Source organism: Flavobacterium sp. (assembly GCF_029945805.1).
Classification (GTDB): domain Bacteria; phylum Bacteroidota; class Bacteroidia; order Flavobacteriales; family Flavobacteriaceae; genus Flavobacterium.
Window position 1 is genome coordinate 62,796 of the sequence record NZ_JAQSDH010000048.1, and the last position, 19,163, is coordinate 81,958.

Consider the following 19,163-nt stretch of genomic DNA (forward strand, 5'->3'; position numbering starts at 1 on the left):
TTACCCTCTACTTAAGAAAATCCAACCTATTTTAGCTTCTGCATCCGTCGCCAATTTTATAACGTAATAATAGGTAGCATCTGGAAGAATTTCTCCGCTTCTATTCTGGCCATGCCATTCGTTTAGGTAATTAGTCTTTTCGTAGACCTTTCGTCCCCAACGGTTGAATATTTCTAATTTGTCTACAGCAAATCCAGTTAAATCAAGTGCATCATTTGTACCATCGTTATTGGGTGTAATTACATTCGGAATAAAACAGTTCGTTCTATCTACTGGAATTGAATTGGTCGTTTCACATCCATCATCATTGACGATCGTTAACGTGTAAAGTCCAACTTCACCGCCGGTAATTGTTATCGAAATCTGATTACTTGTAAAACCATTTGGTCCCGTCCAATTAAATAGAGCTGTCGTATCGTTATAAGAAGACTCATTTTGTTTTACAGCCTTAACTACATATTGATTATCAATACACTCTTGAGTTAAAATAAAACTTGGCAACAGATTCACTAAAACCGTAACATTGGAATCACCAGAATTACATTCATTTTGAGTGGCATGCACCGTATAAATACCGTTTTGAATTGAAGAAATTGAATTGACGGTAGGATTTTGTTGCGTCGATGTGAATCCGTTAGGTCCAGTCCAATTATAAATAACATTGTTGGGTACAGTTGTGGCAAAAAGATTCAAATCATTTCCTTCACAAATTATCGGATTAACACTAGCAATTGGAATTTCTGGAATTTCTTTTACAGCAATATTTATTGAAGCTTCATCGAAAGAATTACAGGTTCCCGTAACACGATATTTAAACTGATACATTCCAAAGGGAACGCTAGTTGAATTCCATAAATTATTGGTTAGCATTCCGCTTGTTGTTGTTTCGGACCAAGCTCCAAACAAATCAAAATTTCCAGACAACAATGATTCCAGATTAATTGAACCTTGATTTCCACAGTAGGAAACGGTAGCATCATTCCCAGCCTGCGGCAGTGCGTTGCTAAGATTAATGGTGTAATTTAAAGTCTGATTAAGGCAGGAATTCGGATTTCCCGCATAAGTAATCGTAACATGATAGGTTCCATTATTTGCAGTAGCGTTAAACGATGGAAAATTTAATGTACCACTAGTACTTAAAATAGTTGTGGCGTTAGTATCTTTCCACCACTGATAGGTCAGGAATGAAAAGTTTGGAACCGATAAGGATGCATTATCGCCATCGCAAACAATTGAAGAAGCCGTAATTACCAATGGAAGCGGATTTAAAACCTCAAATTGGCTGCTTATGGTATTTTGACAAACATCTTCAACTTCAAAATTATAGATTGCTGGGAGCAATGCAGAGAAGAGACTAGAGCTGCCGTTTTCAATTAAAAAAGGCTGGTTATTTTTGGTTGTGATTCTATAAATCAGTGCCGAATTCCCTACTGCGTTTACAATAACTTCAAAAGTCGAACCACAAGAAATAGAATAAATATCGATAATTTGTGGACCGGCAGAAAAGTCAAATTCATCAAGAACCTTCAAACAAACAATTGGTGAAGCGCTTCCATTTACATAAACATTATAAGCTTTAACTATTCTAAAATGACCACTATACGCCAAATTTAAATTTGTTGAAAGGATACTTAACTCATAAGCGTTCGTTGCGTTAGGAGCTCCGCTTGTATAAACTACATTCGTGGAAGGATGTCCCCACGTATTGGTTACGGGATTGCGTTTTTGAAGCCAAAATTTGGAACCAAAAAAATTATTACTAGTATGCGTCAAGCTGAGATTAAAAGATCCGCAGTTGGCAGAAACAATCACACTTGTAGTGTCTTGGTACCCGAGAACCGTTGCATTTGTGGTAAAAGAAGTCGCACACGCATTCGTAGATTGAAAACTATAATTCCCTGGAGGAAGATTGCCCAAGGTTAGTTTTCCGCCAATTAAACTAGTTGTAAAGTTGAATGGTACTGTTCCGCTATATGCAATCGGGGCTACTGTTAAGAAAATGCTGGTCATCTGACCTGAAATTTGAAGCGAACCCACTCCATCTGTACATCCTTCTAAAACACGGACTGTCGGAGGCAAAGATTCGGGAGCAATAATAAGGGTGAAAGGTTGTGGATTTCCGCATAGGTCAATTACGTTAAACACATAAGTTCCAACTGGTAAATTAACAAAAACGGCATAGTTTGCAAAATTTATTAAATTGGTATAATCATGTGGTAATGGAGTAGTAAAAGTTAGAGGAGCTGAAATCATTATCAACTGCTGAACATCATATATAAAAACTGTGGCATCAATACAAGTGCGGTTAAAAAACACAGGATACGGCGGTGTACCCATTGGATTTGTCAATACAACATCAACAGTAATTATTTGCAAATCGCCACACCGATCCAAAGCACTAAAGACGTAAGTTCCTGCTGTTAAATTACCAACATTCACTTCGTCATTTAGTATTGAGCCCGTAAAACTCTGTGGTAACGTGCCTCCATAAGTTGAAGGAGCCGCTGTCATAATTAATCCAGTTACACTAAAAAAATTAGTCCGCATAAAAATACAATCCTGCGGTACAATTACGTAAGTTATTGGAGCTATCTCTAAATTGGGAACTGTGCCACTCAAAGCGTAAACCGCACCGCAACCATCAGTAATAGTGAATGAATAGTTAAAGGGTTGATTGTTGAGACGAATTACTGTTTGGGCAAAGACATTACCACTTGTTACTGTATTGGTATTAGTTATCGTTCCGGTTGGCAACAAAAGTGTAGTTGTTACCTGAATAGGATACCTCACAACTCCTTGAGGTGTCGGCAAAAAAGATACAAAGTTAAAGCCGATAGTAACGTCTGTACAGGAATTTAAATACGGTGGAATTAAAGTCAAATTCAAATTGTTATCCGATCGCACTAAGGTAAACGTCTGAACGACTCCCTGATTACAAACATCAAAAACTCGTATTAAATAAACACCAGCTGTTAATCCAGAAAACGTATTCGAAGTTTGCAACGGTCGGGTCATTGGTCCCGAAAAAATCTCATAATTAAATGGTGTTCCACTCGTGGCATTTACTGTAATTGTACCGTCATTACCACATACTTCATTGGTGCTTGTGGCTTGATATAGCAACGGATCCACTAAATCAAGAATTGTTATTTCTTGTTGTTGAGAACCACTATTTCCGGCCAAAGATTGAGTCGCAACAACCCGATAATTACCCGCCGACAATCCAGATAATGTAGTTGCAGACTGCACGGATATTGGAGTTGTAGTATCAGGCAGTAAATAAACAGCATATAAAAATACAGAACCCAAAGTAGTGTTTGAAACTAAAAAACTTAGCGTTCCGTTATCGTTGCAGCTTTCATTTGTTTTTGTGACCGTCAAAGTGAAATTTGATAACTGCGCGTTTACAAATTGTGTAGTTAAAAAGAACATAAAAAACAAACACAATTTTTTACCAAACATTTTATAGCCTTTTATAAATCAAGTGCAAGGTACTATAAATTTGTTTTGATTGTTTGGCTGCTGGATTTTCTGAATAGATAAACGCAGCACGCGATTCCTTTTCATTCTATAATTTATTAGCTAGCGCCGTAATTCGCTTGATATCTTGCTCTTTACTTTTTGGATAAATCAACAATATTCCTTCTTTGTCAACAATAATATAATCGTTCAAACCATCAATGACAATTAGCTTATTAGCATCAGAACGCACGATATTGTTGGATGCATTTTCCATCACCACTTTGGCATTGATGACACCATTATTATTCTCGTCTTTTTCGAGTTTTTCGTGAAGTTGTCCCCAAGTTCCCAAATCATTCCAATCAAAAGTCGCCGGAAGAACAAACACATTTTTCGCTTTTTCCATTACCGCATAATCGATAGAAACGTTTTCTGCTTTTTCGTAATTATTGTGTATAAATTCCTTTTCGTCATTCGTATTATAACTAGTTATACCTTTTTGAAATAGTGCATTCATTTGCGGCTGAAACTTCTCAAAAGACTGAGTAATCGATTTTACACTCCAAATAAATATTCCGCCATTCCAAAGGAAATTACCAGCTTCCAAGAACGATTTTGCCGTTTCATAATCCGGTTTTTCTCTGAACTGATTTACTTTTTTAATCGAATTTGCATCCGATTTGTCATATTCAATATAACCAAAACCCGTATTTGGAAAAGTGGGCTGAATACCTAAAGTCATCAACGCATTTTCTTTTTGGCAAAAATCAAAGCACTGTTGAAGATCACTTGCAAAAGCATCCTCATCTTCAATCCAGTGATCGCTTGGTGCGACAACCATAACGGCATCTGGATTTTGCTTTTGAATTTTTAACGAAGCGTATAAAATACAAGGTGCCGTATTTCTCATGGCAGGTTCTAATAACACTTGCGCCTGTTTTACCATGGGCAGTTGTTCCAAAACCAAATCGTTATAGCGTTCGTTAGTAAGTATCAGAATATTTTCTGGTGGAATTATTTTTGATAATCGGCTGAAGGTTTTTTGAATCAAAGTACTTCCAGCTCCCAACATGTCGTGAAACTGTTTTGGGAATTCGGTTGTACTTACGGGCCAAAATCGCGAACCAACTCCGCCGGCCATTAGTATTGCGTAATAATTTTTATTCATATTCATTGCGAGGCACGAAGCAATCTCATTTTTTTATTTGTGGATGTAAATATATTTATAATAAATAGGAATTAATCAATAGGATGCGTTTTCTATTCCGAAGTTTCGTAATCGAAATGAAAAACCAAATCAATCTGGCAAAATCTCTACCTCAGCGTTGGCGTTAAATAAATACAATCTTCCGCTGTCAACCTCTAGACATTCATACCGTTTTACTCGCAAACCTTTTTTCTGAAAAATTCTACCATTTTTTATTCGGAATAAACTACCACTTGGTACTTCGTGTATAAAATGTACATCTGGTTTCCGCTCGTCAAATTGTTTTAAGGCAAAAGCCAATCGAGCATCAGTATCGCTACTTGCAGTTGGATTTCGAAAATGATTGGCAACCAAAGGTAAAACCGAATGCGGAAAAATCTCAGGTCGGATAAAAGTAACCATCAAACGCTGAAACGTAATTTTCCATTCGTTACCATGCGGTTTTATTACGCGTCCGTATTTTTCGTAAGCCACTAAATGTGCAATTTCGTGGACTAAGGTTATTAAAAACCGGTATTTATTTAGATTGGAATTTACTGTTATTTCATGTTTTCCACAAACTGCTCGTCTATAATCGCCATGACGTGTCTGTCGCTCGTTAACGATTTTTAAATGCACATTATTAGTTTTGATTAATTCAAAACAAGAATGCACTGAATGCTCGGGCAAGTATTTAGAGAGAACTTCACTCAAAATTACGGCGTTGAAGAGGAAACTTGAATCGTTTTTCCGTTATGAAATTTATCACCCGTTAAAGCGAAATTGAAAATATACTCAGCCATTTCTATCGCCGATATTGGTGCTTGATAACCCGGAAAAGCTTCTTGCAACATTTCAGTATTTACAGCGCCAAGTGCTAAAACATTGAACGCAATTCCTTGTTCCTTATATTCTTCTGCTAAAAGTTCAGAAAGTGTAATTACAGCGCCTTTACTCGAACTATAAGCTGAAAGTCCGGCGAATTTCATACTTCCTTGAATTCCGCCCATCGAACTTATGGAAACTACATGACTTCCATTTTGTAAATAAGGCACACAAATCCGAGTCAAATTGGCAACACCAAAAACATTAACTTTATACACACTTTCGAAGTCTTCTTGTGTGGTTTGTGCGAAAGGTTTGTTGACTAAACTTCCAGCATTATGGATTATAATATCCACGCTTTTCCATGTTTGGGAAATGAAATTTTCAACAGCAGCAAGATCAGCTTCTTTAGATAAATCTATAGAAAGACACGTGATGTTTTTATTTTCTATTAAGGCTTGAGGCGTTTTACGAGAAATCGCTAAAACTTGATGTCCGGCGTCAGCAAATTGTAATGCTAATTCGTAACCAATTCCGCGAGAAGTCCCCGTGATGATGATGTTTTTACTCACTGTTTTAGTTGTTTTTACTGTGTTGGTTACCCTTCGACTTCATTGCAATTTTAAATCTGGTAAATATAATAAAACTTAAGAAATGAATCCATCGAAATTTATCTGAAATACTTTCTGTAAAACGTAATCGCCTGGAAAATTCCCAATCCAAGAAAAATAATAGGAATGATTAACTTCATTAGATATTTAGACAAAAAATCAACATTGCCTGCAAAATAATTTAGCGACAGAATGAGTACCAAAATGCCGCAAAATGTTCCAGCGGCGGTTCCCAAAACGTAGAAGTACTTTCTGGATTTTGAAACTTCAATATAGTTTCCATTTAGCAGATATAAATTCCAGCTCAACCAAAACGGAATCTGAATAAAATTCAGGCAACTGTAAACGATTCCAGAAAAGAAAAAACTCTTACCAAGATGGGAGAAAACTGTTGTATTCCCAGCAGATGAATTCGCACTCGAATAAAATACATACGCCAAAACAAACATAAATAGGATTGAAAAGGCTTCAATGAATTTAAGCAATTTAGCATTACTAACTAATTTGTTTGCAAAAATCAGTGTCAAATAAATCACTACAAACTCGACACAAATCACACCTAATAAGTAAAAAAGAGTCGATTGCATTCCGGTTGATTTATAGATTTCAAAACCAATCACATTAAGATATCCAAGTGGAATTGAGCCCAAAAAGCTTACCAAAAAACCAACCAATATGTTCTTGAGGTGCTGCATTAAAAATTCACAATTCGATTACTTTGTTCCAAATGTAATCTATATTGTTCCATTCCTTCTTTATGCGACAAATACGGAAAACCGCGTTTGTGATTTGCCACACTAATGTGAAACATATATCTGATGTGTCGCGCTAACTCTTTCCATGCAAAAAACAGCGAATGTTTTGGGTCATAAATGTGTGTGGGTTCGCTTGCAGCTCCGTTTAATTCGACTATAGCGAAGTTTTTTCCTTGTTCTAATTCGGACCAGCTGTGATACATCAAATCCATTCTGCCAAAATAAAACTCCGGAATCTGAAGACACATATCATCAATAACCTTGGTCAATTCAGGAGAAATCAAATGGCTGTAATCGAGGAATTTTGCGCCACGAGCATGATTTCCATAAGGCACTAAATTTCTTTTTTCGCCACTAGCTAAAATGGTTTGCAACTCATTTCCATATTCTTTTTCGAGTGCTTTTAATTGAAGTTCGTATCGTGGATTAGCCTTTAATAGTTCTTCAATTGATGATAAACCATCGCCTTCAACAATCAGGAATTCCTTCGCAACAATCCCAGTAATTTTCCCCTGTTTTTCATGTGGAAATCTTACGTAGAAAATACCCACTTCATTTTGATACGGAATCAAATCTTGCAGTAAATAATCAAAATTAGCTTTGACATGATAGGCTTTTAGTTCATCCAAATTGATTACTTTTTTAACCGCTGAACCACGAAGACCAATATCTGGTTTGACTATTAACGGAAACTTAATTTTTGAGGTGTCGAGTACTAATTCAACGTCGTGAAACGGAATATTTTCTTTGACAAATTCCGTTTTAGGATAGAATTGTTTCGGAATCAAATCATAGATTTCAATCTTGCTATCCATAACAAAACCTCCATTTTTCATGGATGGATTACAGGAATTAAAAAAGAAAATAGTGCGTGCCCTCAAAGCATAAACTGCCCATAAAAAATAAATAGGAATGTATACTATTTGGAAGGGCCAATATTCCCAATGAAAAAGTTTGTGAATGAAAAGTCTCAGGTTCAAAGTTTCAAGTTTCAATGGCTATATTGATATAAAAGTATTGCTAAAATCACTTTCCGCAATCAAATCATTGTAATGAATTGCAACTTTATTTTTTTTGATAACGGTTTGTGTAATACTTAGCGTTTTCAATGTGTCATCCCTATTGATAACCAATCCATGCTCAGTGTTTTCGGTTTCAGTATAGCGATGAAAATTAAACAATTCTTCTTCGGTGACTGGCTGTTTAGCTTCGCTCAGTTGGGCTGCGCCTCGGTTTGTATCAAGGAAAGAATAAAACCAATCGGCTCTTTTTTCTCGAATTTCCTTTGAATATAAGGTAGAAGAAGACCAAATGTGACTTTGATTTGTAGCTAATTCTAAAACGCTTTTTTCAATGTCATTCCATTGCAATTGATAGAGTTTTTGATTTTCGAAAAGCACTAAAGTAAAGGGTTCAATATTTTCTAAATTGATTGCCTTCCATTCCTCAATTACCAATTCGCTGCTGATTAATTCCAACACAATCAAACCGCGACTTTTACGGTAACTTTCTTTCAGAACATGTTTTTCGTCAGCGCCATTTAGAAGCACTAAAATAGTAGAATGTTCATTAATAGCAAACCAAGTTCCACCCGCTTTTTGATCTTTAGGAAAAATGATGTTTTTATTATTGATAAAATAATTTTTGGGTTCAATGGCACTTGGCCTTACTATTTTCTCATCCCGATTAGAAGTGATGATAATTTTGCCATTGGCATTGACAAAACTTACTGTGCACATTGTTTTCTGTATTCAATAGTGGATCGCGCTACACCAAAATCAGCATCAATCTGCAAATGTTCCAACTGCAACACTGCCACTTTTATCAAAGCTTGATGATGTATACAGTGTTCGAGATTGTATAATAATTCTCTGAAATAATTGCTATCTATTCTTAATTCTTCGCCATCAACAATTTGTTGTAGCACCAGCTTTATGTTTTCTTTATCTAGTTGATTTTTTATGTCGTTTAGGCATCGTAAGGCAAAATTGGTATCGGTTTGAATACGATAATCGCGATTTCTTTTATCATAATTCACTATTCCGCTTTCATATTGGTTTTCCAAACATTGAAACATCTCGATGATGTGTCTTGTATGTTCGCCTATTGTTGAGTTACTTAATCCTTTGCATGGCGAAATGTAATCATCAGTAGAAAGTTGGTTTAGCAACATTTCCAATTCATTTAAAGTTTTATGTAACGATGGTATGAGCATATTTTTATGTTTACTTCAATTACGATTTTTACAGTAATTCAGATTTAGATTTTGAACCGCAATACATCAGCTATTCTATTTCTACTTTGAAAAACTACTATCGAACAACAAAGTAAAGTAATTATTGCCAAAGTAAATAATTCTCCTCCGTCATTTTTAACTTCAATCCCTAACACAAATAGATGTGATAAAACAGCACCAAGCATCGTGCCAGCTCCAAGTAATGCTCCAAGTAATGAAGTTCTTGGTATGAGTATTAAAATTGAAGCAGTCAATTCCACTACTCCTGAACCAATTCTGCCAAAAGGTTCGACACCAAGTTTGGTAAATATATAAATACTTTCTTCTGCTCCAGTAAACTTGAAATATAATGTTTGTACTAAGATAATTACAGCTATTAGTTTAATTATCCAGATAAATATTGCGTTTTTCATTTCTCTGTTTAGTTGATAATTTTCTTCCAATTAGCATCTGCTTTTTTCTTCAAACTTACTTCGTCTTTATTCCAACTTTTCAGCGTATTATTGAAAAACGCATTGTAGAATAAATTCAATTTTCCATCCGTAATTTTAAAGGTTTCAGGATCAACTTCCACTTTTTCACCCGATGCACCCATTGCATAAGAACACCATCCGCCATATTGTGGCTCATAACTTGCTGGGTTTTTGAGGAACAAATCCTTATTGGTTTGAGAAGCAAAATTATAAATCACACCTTCGTAAGTAGTTGCAATTGTAGCTTTTCCTTTTACTGATTTCTTCTGAGTAAAATAGGCAACAGGATCATATCCTTGAATGGCTACTTTTTTTTCTAAATTAAATTCTGCTGCCCTTTTAGCAGCGGTTTGTCCGAAAGTTATTGCTGAAATAAGTACAACAAGTACCATTAAGATTTTTGATTTCATTGTTTTGTGTTTTTAATGTTTTTATTTATTGACACAAAGATAGCGTAGTCCAAAAAATCAGTTTGTCTGCTGCTTTACAATTCAGGCAAAAAAGGTACTTAAAATGAATATTGATATTGTAATCCCGCTACAAAACTTCTAGTTAATCCGTCTGGACGACTATCTCGAACTAGAAAAGGTGAGGCTAACGAAAGCATTAAACTACTTTGCTTACTTAGATTATAAGAAGTTATCAAATTTCCGTTTAGGGTTAATCCATCAGACCCTTTTAAATTTTCTCTTTGTCCAAAAATGTTTTCATAACTGTCTTCTCCTAAATGATAAATAAATAATACATTGGGCTTGAACGTGAATTTTTTATCAGGCGTTTTTATCGAATAGGTTGCTCTAAGCAATGCATCTGGTTTTCGTTCGAACAAATTAGTTGACGGAAAATCATCCGTTCCGCCATATTCTTTGAAATAGGAATTCTTATTTAAATTGACCATCGGAATTTGAACAGCAGCATTGAAATCCCAACGTTTATAATTCAAGTTCGTTCCCAAAAACAAATCGATTGTTCCCAAACTCGATTGATAATCCAATGGCAGTGAATACCCATTTATTTTCAGATTTGATGCTGTAAAGGGAAACTTAAATCCAACTAAAGTACTCCATTGTTTATTGTTTTTTTCTTTAAAAGTATAGTTACCAATCAAAAACGCATCCCCAAATTGACTTCTAGTTCCAAAACTTCCATTAGCTGTTGAAAAAGTTACCTTGCTAGTAAATGAATATTTTTCATTAAATCGTTTTGTATACGATATGTAAGGCGAAAAATAGCTCAGATCGGCTTCTCCCAAACTATAAATAGCTGCCACTTCAATAGTGTTTTTAAATTGTTTTTCGTCAGAATCAAAACCATGATTCACAGAACAAATTCCGGCATCGCTGCAACCTTGAGCGAACGATAATGTTGCTAAAAATAGAAATACAACAAATAAAAATAACTTTTTCATAATTTTAATTTTGAGTTAAAGGTGCAATAGCATATAAGTGATTGTATTGTTGGCAATGAATTAATACATGCGAATAACTAGCCACATCAATTGAAGCCGGAATAGGATATACCGTTTGAGATGTCAGATTTCCAAGATTAACAAACTCATTTGGAGTTGCAGCTTTAGATAGATAGACTTTCAAATCTGGACCACCTGTACTACTAAAATTATCGAGCTTGACTTTGTATTGATTGCCTTCCTGATAAATTTTAGCTTCGCCCGAAACGGTTATTCCGCTGGTGGGTTGAAAATTTCCGTAGTATTTTAAAAGTGCAGTTGGACTAATTTCAGTATTACTGACATTACGTGTTAAACGTCCTTCTTCCTGACAGGAAGTAAACAAAAAAGTTAGAGTAAAAAAATATAATAGCTTTTTCATTATCAATTTATTTTAATTACACAAAACTATGAATTTCAAAACAAGGAAATGTCGGATAGTTTACATTTCTAATAAAATAATTTTCAATTCATACCTCTGGCAAACCCTACAGTTTCACGATACAATTGAGGAGAAACGTCAGCATTAGTTTTAAAGAAACGGCTAAAATAATGTTCGTCATCATAGCCTAATTCGTAAGCGATTTCTTTTACTGATTTATTAGTAAGATACAATTCGCGCTTTGCTTCAATAATAATTCGCTCTGCAATCAAGTTAGTTAAAGTTTTATTGAAATGATTTTTAGTGATTTTTGCTAGAGATTTAGGAGTAATATTTAATAAATCAGCATAATCACTTGGAGCGTGTTTGACTTTAAAATTACCCTCAATTGCATCTTTCAAGTTTTGAAGAATATAAGGTTCTTTATCAGATACTGTCTCTGTTTCCTCTTCTTGTAATTGCTCGTTTTTGAGTCGCGTGGCGGTGATCAAAAATATTTTAAGGTATGAAATCAATAATTCATATTGCGCTAATGCAGGATTTTGCATTTCGGTTTTCATTTGTTCGATCACCATTGCAAAAGTATCAGCGGCACTTTGAGTAATCATTGTAAACGGCGGTTGATAAATGTTATTGAACAAAACGCCATTGCAAGAAACTTCTTTTTGATGCATTTGGATACAATAAAAATCGGGATGAAAATGAATAGCAATGCCTTCGACATTCTCATTAGTGCAAAGCATAAAGGGTTGATAAGGCGAAAATGCCAACAATGAATTGTCTGAAAATTGATGCTCGGCAAAATCGGCTTTTACTTTTCCGCTTCCTTTCTTTACCCAAATTAAAGAGTAATAATTGTTGCGCTGCAAATGATCAAAATGGTTATTGTCTTCAAAGTGAAAGAGCTTAAAAGCCAAGTTACCATTTTGTGGATTGATTATCGTATGAGCAGTGCCTGAATTCATAAAGTAAAGATTTTATAAATAACGTTCTTCTTCTTTTATTTCCAAATCGTTGATACTAGCATAACGCTTTCTCATCAATCCATTCTCGTCAAATTCCCAATTCTCATTTCCATAGGCACGAAACCATTGTCCGTCGTGGTTTTGATATTCATATTCAAAACGCACTGCCATGCGATTTTCACGAAAACCCCACAGTTCTTTTTTAAGTTTGTAATGTAGTTCTTTTTCCCATTTGCGTTTTAAAAAAGCAATAACTTCTTCACGACCACTAATAAATTCAGTGCGATTTCGCCATTCAGTATCGATAGTATAGGCTTTTGAAATCTCTTCTGCATCTTTACTGTTCCAGGCATCTTCAGCAAGTTGTACTTTTTGCAAAGCAGTTTCCATGGTAAATGGTGGTAATGGGTGTCTTTGTAGTTCCATAATTTGTTTATAAATACAAAAGTAGTAGCGATTTACTCTACTACCTTTATAAGATTAAAAGTGAATAATTATGCTTGAAGACTAACTACTTCTGGAAAGTCAATAGCCGTGTTTGCTGTATTGTTAAAGTAATTTGTCAAAATATTCAAAGCTACGTGAGCAACAACTTCTGCAATTTCTGCTTCTGTTAGTCCAGCATTTTTAGCTGCAGTAACTTCGGCATCATTCACTAAACCACCTTTACTTACTAATGTTTTTGAAAACTGCAAGATAGCTTCAGTTTTAGCATCATTACTTTTTCCAGAACGAGCAGATTCTAAAGAATCCGTGTCAATTTTTACTAGTTTTTCACCTATATAACTGTGAGCAGCCAAACAGTAATTACAAGCATTACTTTCAGCAACAGCTAAAGCGATTAGTTCTCCTGTTCTGGCATTCAAAGCGCCATGACTTAAAGCACCGCTAAAATTAAGATACCCTTCTAATACTGCTGATGAATTTCCCATAGTTCTCATCATATTTGGCACCATTCCTAATTTGTCTTCTATAGCGTTGAATAATTCTTTTGTTTTTCCAGTTGCCTCTGTTGGGTTGATTGCTTTTAAACGTATCATCTTTTTATGTTTTAAGTTATGTCTTATTGACACAGCAAAGATGCGACAGCTTTAAACGCTACAAAATGGACTATATTCGCAAGGTCATGGACAATTTTCCCTGCTCTACAATTTAGTAATGTCTTCTATAATAATTTCCTTTCTACCATAATGCATTAACCCATTTTCTTCTAATTCGTTGAGCATTAGTGTAGCCGTTTGGCGTGAAGTGCAGATAATTTGTGCAATATCGGTTTGAGTTAAATAATTTTCAATAGTGAATTGATTTCCGTTTTGTTTTCCTTCCTTCTCTGCCCATTCTTTCAAGAAAGTAAGTAATCGCGTTCGGGCATCTTTGGAAACCAAATTGGAATAATTGTTTCTAACCCTTTTCATTTTTAAACCTACAAACTTGGTATAAGATAAGGCAAGATTTGGATGATGTAACAGTAAATCCTCAAAATCAGACATCAAAAAGCTGCATATTGAAACTTCATCACTAAGTACTTTCGCATATTCATTGGCTTCTTTATCGCTTTCAAGACTTAACTCACCGAATAAATCCCCTTTTTGAAGAATCTCTTTAATAGTTTCATTACCATCTTCATCGATAGCAACAATTTTGACATTTCCTTTTTTTAATAAATAGATACGTGGAACTTCAGTGGATGAAAAATATATTATATCGCCTTTGCTTGCTTTTTTAAAACCCGTAATTATGCATAATTGCTTGATTTGGGACATACTTAATGTCCAAAATAGTTTATGATCACGGAGGTACCAATATTTTAGTTCTTCATACATGAAGTAAATGTAGTAAATATTCTAAATCAAAAAACCCTCTCGTTTCCGAAAGGGTTTGATGATTATTAACTTATAAATTTATTATCAAGCTTTTCAAAGATATAAAAAATATTATACCAATCCTCTTGAAATAACAATTCTTTGAATTTCAGACGTTCCTTCATAAATCTGTGTAATTTTTGAGTCGCGCATCATTCGTTCCACATGATACTCGGCAACATAACCGTTTCCACCATGAATTTGAACTGCCTCATTCGCTACTTCCAAAGCAATTTCAGAAGCGTATAATTTAGCCATCGCACCAGAATGAGCAATATCTTTACCAGCATCTTTTTCACAAGCTGCTTTCATCACCAACAATTTTGCGGCAGTAACTTTAACAAACATATCCGCCAATTTGAAAGCAATTGCCTGGTGATTAAATATTTCTGTACCAAATGCTTTCCGCTCTTTACTATATTTCAACGCAATTTCATAAGCACCGGTTGCAATTCCCAAAGCTTGAGAAGCAATCCCAATTCTTCCTCCATTCAACACATTCATAGCAAAAGCAAATCCGAATCCGTCTTCACCAATTCTATTTTCCTTCGGCACTTTCACATCCGTAAACATTAATGAATGCGTGTCGCTTCCGCGAATTCCCATCTTCTTTTCTTTTGGTCCAATATCAAAACCAGCCCAACCTTTCTCAACAATAAAGGCATTAATTCCTTTGTGCTTTTTTTCAACATCTGTTTGGGCAATTACTAAATAAGTAGATGCTGTAGAACCATTGGTAATCCAGTTTTTTGTACCGTTTAGCAAATAATGATCGCCCATATCAATTGCTGTAGTTTTTTGCGAAGTCGCATCACTTCCAGCTTCTGGCTCAGAAAGGCAAAAGGCACCAATCACTTCCCCTTTAGCTAAAGGCACTAAATATTTCATTTTTTGTTCTTCCGAACAGTATTTTTCCATGCCAGCACAAACCAAAGAATTATTAACCGACATGATTACAGCTGCAGAAGCATCTACTTTAGCAATTTCTGTCATGGCTAAAACATAAGAAACGCTGTCCAATCCGGAGCCACCGTATTTAGGATCCACCATCATTCCCATAAACCCTAAATCCGCCATCATTTTCACTTGTTCCGTTGGGAACTTCGAGTGTTCATCTCTTTCGATTACGCCAGGTAATAATTCAGCTTGAGCAAAATCTCGTGCTGCTTGTTGAATCATTAACTGCTCTTCGGTTAAATTAAAATCCATAGTTATGAAGATTTATGTTTGTTGTTTCTTTAATTTTGGTGAGCAAAAATAAACTATAAAAATTATAATTTCAAACGATTTCGTAAATTTAGACAATGTTTAAACAAACCTACAATGTTATCGGAGTAATGTCAGGCACTTCGCTTGACGGCATCGATTTGGCACACATCCATTTTTCTGCAGCTGATTCCAAATGGAGCTTCCAAATTCTTGAAAACGAAACCGTTCCCTATAGCGCCGATTGGTTAAACAAACTCCAAACTGCAGTCGATTTTTCAGAAGCACAACTCAATCAATTAAATTCCGATTACACCATTCTTCTAGCGAATGTCATCGATACATTCATCAAAAAACACAAAATTAAAAATCTAGACGCCGTTTGCTCTCACGGACATACCATTTTGCATCAACCTCAAAACGGATTCACTTTGCAAATTGGAAATCTTCCTCAAACAGCTACTTTGCTGAACCAAAAAGTAGTTTGTGATTTCCGTGTGCAAGACATTCAACTGGGCGGACAAGGTGCACCTTTAGTTCCAATTGGCGATCGTATTCTGTTTTCCGATTATGAATATTGTTTGAACCTTGGCGGATTTTCAAATGTTTCCTTTGAACAAAATGGCAACCGAATTGCTTTCGATATTTCTCCGGTAAATACCGTTTTGAATTTTTATGCTACTAAATTGGGATTTAATTATGACGATAAAGGAAAAATCTCAAGATCCGGAAAACTAAATTCTGAGTTGTTATCCAAATTAAATGCGTTAGACTATTATAAAAAATCGTTCCCAAAATCACTCGGATTCGAATTTGTAAAAGAGACTGTTCTTCCATTAATAGAAAAGTACAACATCCCAACCGAAGACAAAATGCACACGTTTACAGAGCATGTTGCCATTCAAACAGCATTGGCTTTACCCAATAAAACCGGAAAACTCCTAGCAACCGGCGGCGGAACCTACAATGATTTTCTGATCGAACGAATGCAATTTCATTTACCACAACTTGATATTATCATTCCAGATGCCAAAATTTTAGAATTTAAAGAAGCTTTAATTTTTGCCTTACTTGGCGTTTTAAAACTTAGAAATGAGATTAATGTTTTGAGTAGTGTTACGGGCGCGAAACAGGATCATAGTAGTGGGGTTATTTATAAATAAAAAGGCCCTCATTTTCACGAGGGCTTTTCATCATATAAAATTAAAATACTAAGCAACTTTCATTATGGCATCCGTTTCCTGTTTCATTGACACCGCTATTTCAGTACGTTCCGTCGCAGTAACAGCAACCTCTACAGTAACGGTATCATAGCCTGCTTTTTTCAACACTACAGTATACATTTTGCTTTCTAAACCTTTAATATCAAAACCACCTTTATCAGATGTTTTGCGTTCAATCAAAGTATCTTGTAAACTAACCATAACCTTCTGCAATGGCACACCATTCTCATCCGTAATTTGTCCCGATATAGATAACGTTCTATAAGAAGGTTTAATAATCCTTCTACTCGAATAAAAAGCAGCATAAAATTCAGAATTTTCAAACTGAAGCATATCTACCAAAGAGCCTATAATTTTAAGCAAAACGTCACATTGAGAAAACAAAACCTTCATTCCTTCGGTTGCCAACTTACGCGATACGATTCCCATTCGGGGTTTCGGAATAGAATTTCTAAAATCGCCAATACTCTTATCTAAGTCATCAAGCATATCTTGAGTGACTCCATAACTAGCCAAATCAGCCAATAACAAAACACCCCTTTCCTGCACAAACTGACAAACATCAGCCCCAACAGTATCAGCTATTTTAAGCAAATACGATATACGCAAACTCATTTCCTCCCTCAACACCACATTCCCCGTATTTATAGCATAACCTTTAATCCTCGATGAAATAGTAACAGCCTGCTTACACATTGTCATTCTATACTCATCTTTCAAAATTCGCTCTCCAACACGATTCTGAGTCTGCGACTCACTCTGTTGCCTGATTTCCAATACTGTATCACTAAATTTCTGTAAAACAACCTCAAACTGAGGCATACTAGCTAGTGTAGCCGCGGGTACCGTTGCAAGAAACTCCTCCACAACATAGTACATTGAACGTTTGCGCTCTTGTAATTGATTCATAATAAATAATTTAAGTTCATAAATAGATCGATTTGGGATCTACCTTCGCTACAAATTTATAAATACATTTCTCACATAAACAAACTTTAAATTCATTTTTACGAATATTTAAGTAAGATTAAACTTCTTTTAAAAATAAAACAATATAAGCTACAAAATCAAAGACAATAATATTATATTCATAAGAAAATCAAGCTTTTACTGAAATGGATTAATTACATAAACCAAATTTTAAACAACATAACAAACTCATTTTCAATAAAAAAGGGTTAAAAACTTAAATATAAGACTACATTAGTAATAAATATTATAAGATCAATTTCTTAAATCTATTGTTTCCCACAAACAAAAAGTTATGATAAAAAGATCCATACTAGTAGAAAGCAAAACCGCAATCTCTACAAAAAATCAACAACTCGTTCTTAAATCAGAAATCAAAGAAAGCACAATTCCTATCGAAGACATCGGTTTCTTAGTTCTCGACAATAGCGAAATTTATCTAAGCATCCCCGCTATGAATCTGCTGATAGAAAACAATACCGCCGTAATTATTTGCAATACAAATCATTTACCCAACGGAATGTTTCTCAACCTCAACAGCCATCACATTCAACAAGAAATATTCAAAAATCAAATTGATGCGACCGCTCCACTAAAAAAACAATTGTGGCAACATACCATAGTAGAAAAAATAACCAATCAAGGAATACTTTTAGAAAAAATAACAGGAAACAAAAACTCCTTACCTTTTTTAGCCAGTAAAGTGCTGAGTGGTGACACTACTAATATGGAAGGCGTAGCCGCAAGCCAATACTGGAAATCTTTTTTTGAACAGGAATTTAAAAGAGAACGCTTCGGCGATTATCCCAATAACTTCCTTAATTACGGTTACGCTATTCTCCGCGCCGCCACAGCAAGAGCACTCTCAGGTAGCGGATTATTAAACACATTAGGAATCCATCACAAAAGCAAATACAATGCGTTCGCTTTAGCAGATGATATCATGGAACCCTTCCGACCCATCATTGACGAAGCAGTTTACACTATCATGCAAAACTTTGACGAACAAGAATTAAATACAGCAATCAAAGCAGAGCTATTACAAATCCTAACCCGAACCGTATATTTCAAAGACGAGAAAAGTCCGCTAATGGTAGCACTCCAAAAAACCGCTAGTTCACTCCAGCAATGCTACACAGGAGACCGAAAGAAAATAAAATATCCAAAACTATGGACCTAAACGGATACAGAATTATGTGGCTATTTGTATTTTTCGACCTACCAACAGAAACAAAAAAAGACCGAAGAAACGCTTCGGGATTCAGAAACAACCTCCTTAAAGATGGTTTCGCCATGATGCAATACTCCGTTTATGTCCGCCATTGCGCCAGTGCAGAAAGTGCCGACGTACACGAAAAACGAATCTACAAACTACTCCCACCGTTAGGCAAAGTAAGCGTACTACGAATAACCGACAAACAATTCGGAAACATAATCAACTTCTGGGGAAAAATGGAAGTTCCTAAAGCACCTCAACCTACACAACTAGAACTATTTTAATCTTTTTTTGTCACACTGAGCCTGTCGAAGTGCATTCCGTACAAAAAGAAAAATGCCTCAA

Annotated in this window: 21 protein-coding genes; 3 read left to right on the plus strand and 18 right to left on the minus strand. The window is 35.3% G+C overall.

Going from position 1 to position 19,163, the window contains the following annotated elements; genetic code table 11:
• From PSU83_RS13460 to PSU83_RS13540, 17 genes are all read right to left on the minus strand, one after another.
• A complete protein-coding gene (locus PSU83_RS13460) occupies positions 1–3,462 on the minus strand; it encodes a gliding motility-associated C-terminal domain-containing protein (protein WP_300590066.1) in 3,462 nt (1,153 codons plus the stop codon).
• A 106-nt stretch (positions 3,463–3,568) separates the two neighbouring features.
• On the minus strand, positions 3,569–4,630 hold the full coding sequence (locus PSU83_RS13465; protein ID WP_300590067.1) for a mannose-1-phosphate guanylyltransferase: 1,062 nt from the start codon (positions 4,628–4,630) through the stop codon (positions 3,569–3,571).
• Between the two features lie 129 nt (positions 4,631–4,759).
• Complete coding sequence (locus PSU83_RS13470) at positions 4,760–5,362, minus strand: SprT-like domain-containing protein (protein WP_300590068.1); 603 nt, start codon at positions 5,360–5,362, stop codon at positions 4,760–4,762.
• 2 nt (positions 5,363–5,364) lie between these two features.
• Complete coding sequence (locus PSU83_RS13475) at positions 5,365–6,045, minus strand: SDR family oxidoreductase (protein WP_300590069.1); 681 nt, start codon at positions 6,043–6,045, stop codon at positions 5,365–5,367.
• A 98-nt stretch (positions 6,046–6,143) separates the two neighbouring features.
• Positions 6,144–6,779 (minus strand): hypothetical protein, encoded by a 636-nt coding sequence (locus tag PSU83_RS13480; protein WP_300590070.1) that lies wholly within the window; start codon positions 6,777–6,779, stop codon positions 6,144–6,146.
• Positions 6,779–7,654: a D-alanine--D-alanine ligase gene (locus PSU83_RS13485; RefSeq protein ID WP_363319898.1), complete on the minus strand. Its 876-nt coding sequence runs from the start codon at positions 7,652–7,654 to the stop codon at positions 6,779–6,781. Before PSU83_RS13485 ends, PSU83_RS13480 begins: the two co-directional genes overlap by 1 nt.
• Before the next feature lie 183 nt (positions 7,655–7,837).
• The gene (locus tag PSU83_RS13490; RefSeq protein WP_300590071.1) at positions 7,838–8,578 is read right to left on the minus strand and encodes an NRDE family protein; all 741 of its coding nucleotides are present in this window, start codon (positions 8,576–8,578) and stop codon (positions 7,838–7,840) included.
• Complete coding sequence (locus tag PSU83_RS13495; RefSeq protein ID WP_300590072.1) at positions 8,566–9,054, minus strand: DinB family protein; 489 nt, start codon at positions 9,052–9,054, stop codon at positions 8,566–8,568. Before PSU83_RS13495 ends, PSU83_RS13490 begins: the two co-directional genes overlap by 13 nt.
• Positions 9,055–9,098: 44 nt before the next feature.
• A complete protein-coding gene (locus tag PSU83_RS13500; RefSeq protein ID WP_300590073.1) occupies positions 9,099–9,488 on the minus strand; it encodes a DoxX family protein in 390 nt (129 codons plus the stop codon).
• An 8-nt stretch (positions 9,489–9,496) separates the two neighbouring features.
• On the minus strand, positions 9,497–9,958 hold the full coding sequence (locus PSU83_RS13505; protein ID WP_300590074.1) for a YHS domain-containing (seleno)protein: 462 nt from the start codon (positions 9,956–9,958) through the stop codon (positions 9,497–9,499).
• Positions 9,959–10,056: 98 nt separating this feature from the next.
• Positions 10,057–10,956: a hypothetical protein gene (locus tag PSU83_RS13510; RefSeq protein WP_300590075.1), complete on the minus strand. Its 900-nt coding sequence runs from the start codon at positions 10,954–10,956 to the stop codon at positions 10,057–10,059.
• Positions 10,957–10,960: 4 nt separating this feature from the next.
• Complete coding sequence (locus PSU83_RS13515; RefSeq protein ID WP_300590076.1) at positions 10,961–11,377, minus strand: DM13 domain-containing protein; 417 nt, start codon at positions 11,375–11,377, stop codon at positions 10,961–10,963.
• 83 nt (positions 11,378–11,460) lie between these two features.
• The gene (locus PSU83_RS13520) at positions 11,461–12,342 is read right to left on the minus strand and encodes a helix-turn-helix domain-containing protein (RefSeq protein WP_300590077.1); all 882 of its coding nucleotides are present in this window, start codon (positions 12,340–12,342) and stop codon (positions 11,461–11,463) included.
• 12 nt (positions 12,343–12,354) lie between these two features.
• Positions 12,355–12,768, minus strand: coding sequence for a nuclear transport factor 2 family protein (locus tag PSU83_RS13525; protein WP_300590078.1), 414 nt, complete (start codon positions 12,766–12,768; stop codon positions 12,355–12,357).
• A 68-nt stretch (positions 12,769–12,836) separates the two neighbouring features.
• On the minus strand, positions 12,837–13,382 hold the full coding sequence (locus PSU83_RS13530) for a carboxymuconolactone decarboxylase family protein (RefSeq protein WP_300590079.1): 546 nt from the start codon (positions 13,380–13,382) through the stop codon (positions 12,837–12,839).
• A 105-nt stretch (positions 13,383–13,487) separates the two neighbouring features.
• Positions 13,488–14,105: a Crp/Fnr family transcriptional regulator gene (locus PSU83_RS13535; RefSeq protein WP_300590080.1), complete on the minus strand. Its 618-nt coding sequence runs from the start codon at positions 14,103–14,105 to the stop codon at positions 13,488–13,490.
• Positions 14,106–14,276: 171 nt separating this feature from the next.
• On the minus strand, positions 14,277–15,413 hold the full coding sequence (locus PSU83_RS13540; protein ID WP_300590081.1) for an acyl-CoA dehydrogenase family protein: 1,137 nt from the start codon (positions 15,411–15,413) through the stop codon (positions 14,277–14,279).
• 95 nt (positions 15,414–15,508) lie between these two features.
• On the opposite strand from PSU83_RS13540, the gene PSU83_RS13545 reads away from it, so the two are divergent.
• Entirely contained in the window at positions 15,509–16,573 is a 1,065-nt protein-coding gene (locus tag PSU83_RS13545) for an anhydro-N-acetylmuramic acid kinase (protein ID WP_300590082.1), read from the plus strand.
• Between the two features lie 48 nt (positions 16,574–16,621).
• On the opposite strand, the gene PSU83_RS13550 is transcribed toward PSU83_RS13545, so the two are convergent.
• Entirely contained in the window at positions 16,622–17,542 is a 921-nt protein-coding gene (locus tag PSU83_RS13550) for a carboxypeptidase-like regulatory domain-containing protein (RefSeq protein WP_300590083.1), read from the minus strand.
• Positions 17,543–17,897: 355 nt separating this feature from the next.
• Here PSU83_RS13550 and cas1 point away from each other — a divergent pair, with 355 nt between their 5' ends.
• Entirely contained in the window at positions 17,898–18,782 is an 885-nt protein-coding gene (gene cas1, locus PSU83_RS13555; protein ID WP_300590084.1) for a type II CRISPR-associated endonuclease Cas1, read from the plus strand.
• Positions 18,773–19,102 carry a CRISPR-associated endonuclease Cas2 gene (cas2, locus tag PSU83_RS13560; protein WP_300590085.1) on the plus strand — a complete coding sequence of 110 codons (330 nt, stop codon included), beginning with the start codon at positions 18,773–18,775 and terminating at the stop codon, positions 19,100–19,102. Before cas1 ends, cas2 begins: the two co-directional genes overlap by 10 nt.
• The last annotated feature ends 61 nt before the right edge of the window (positions 19,103–19,163 follow it).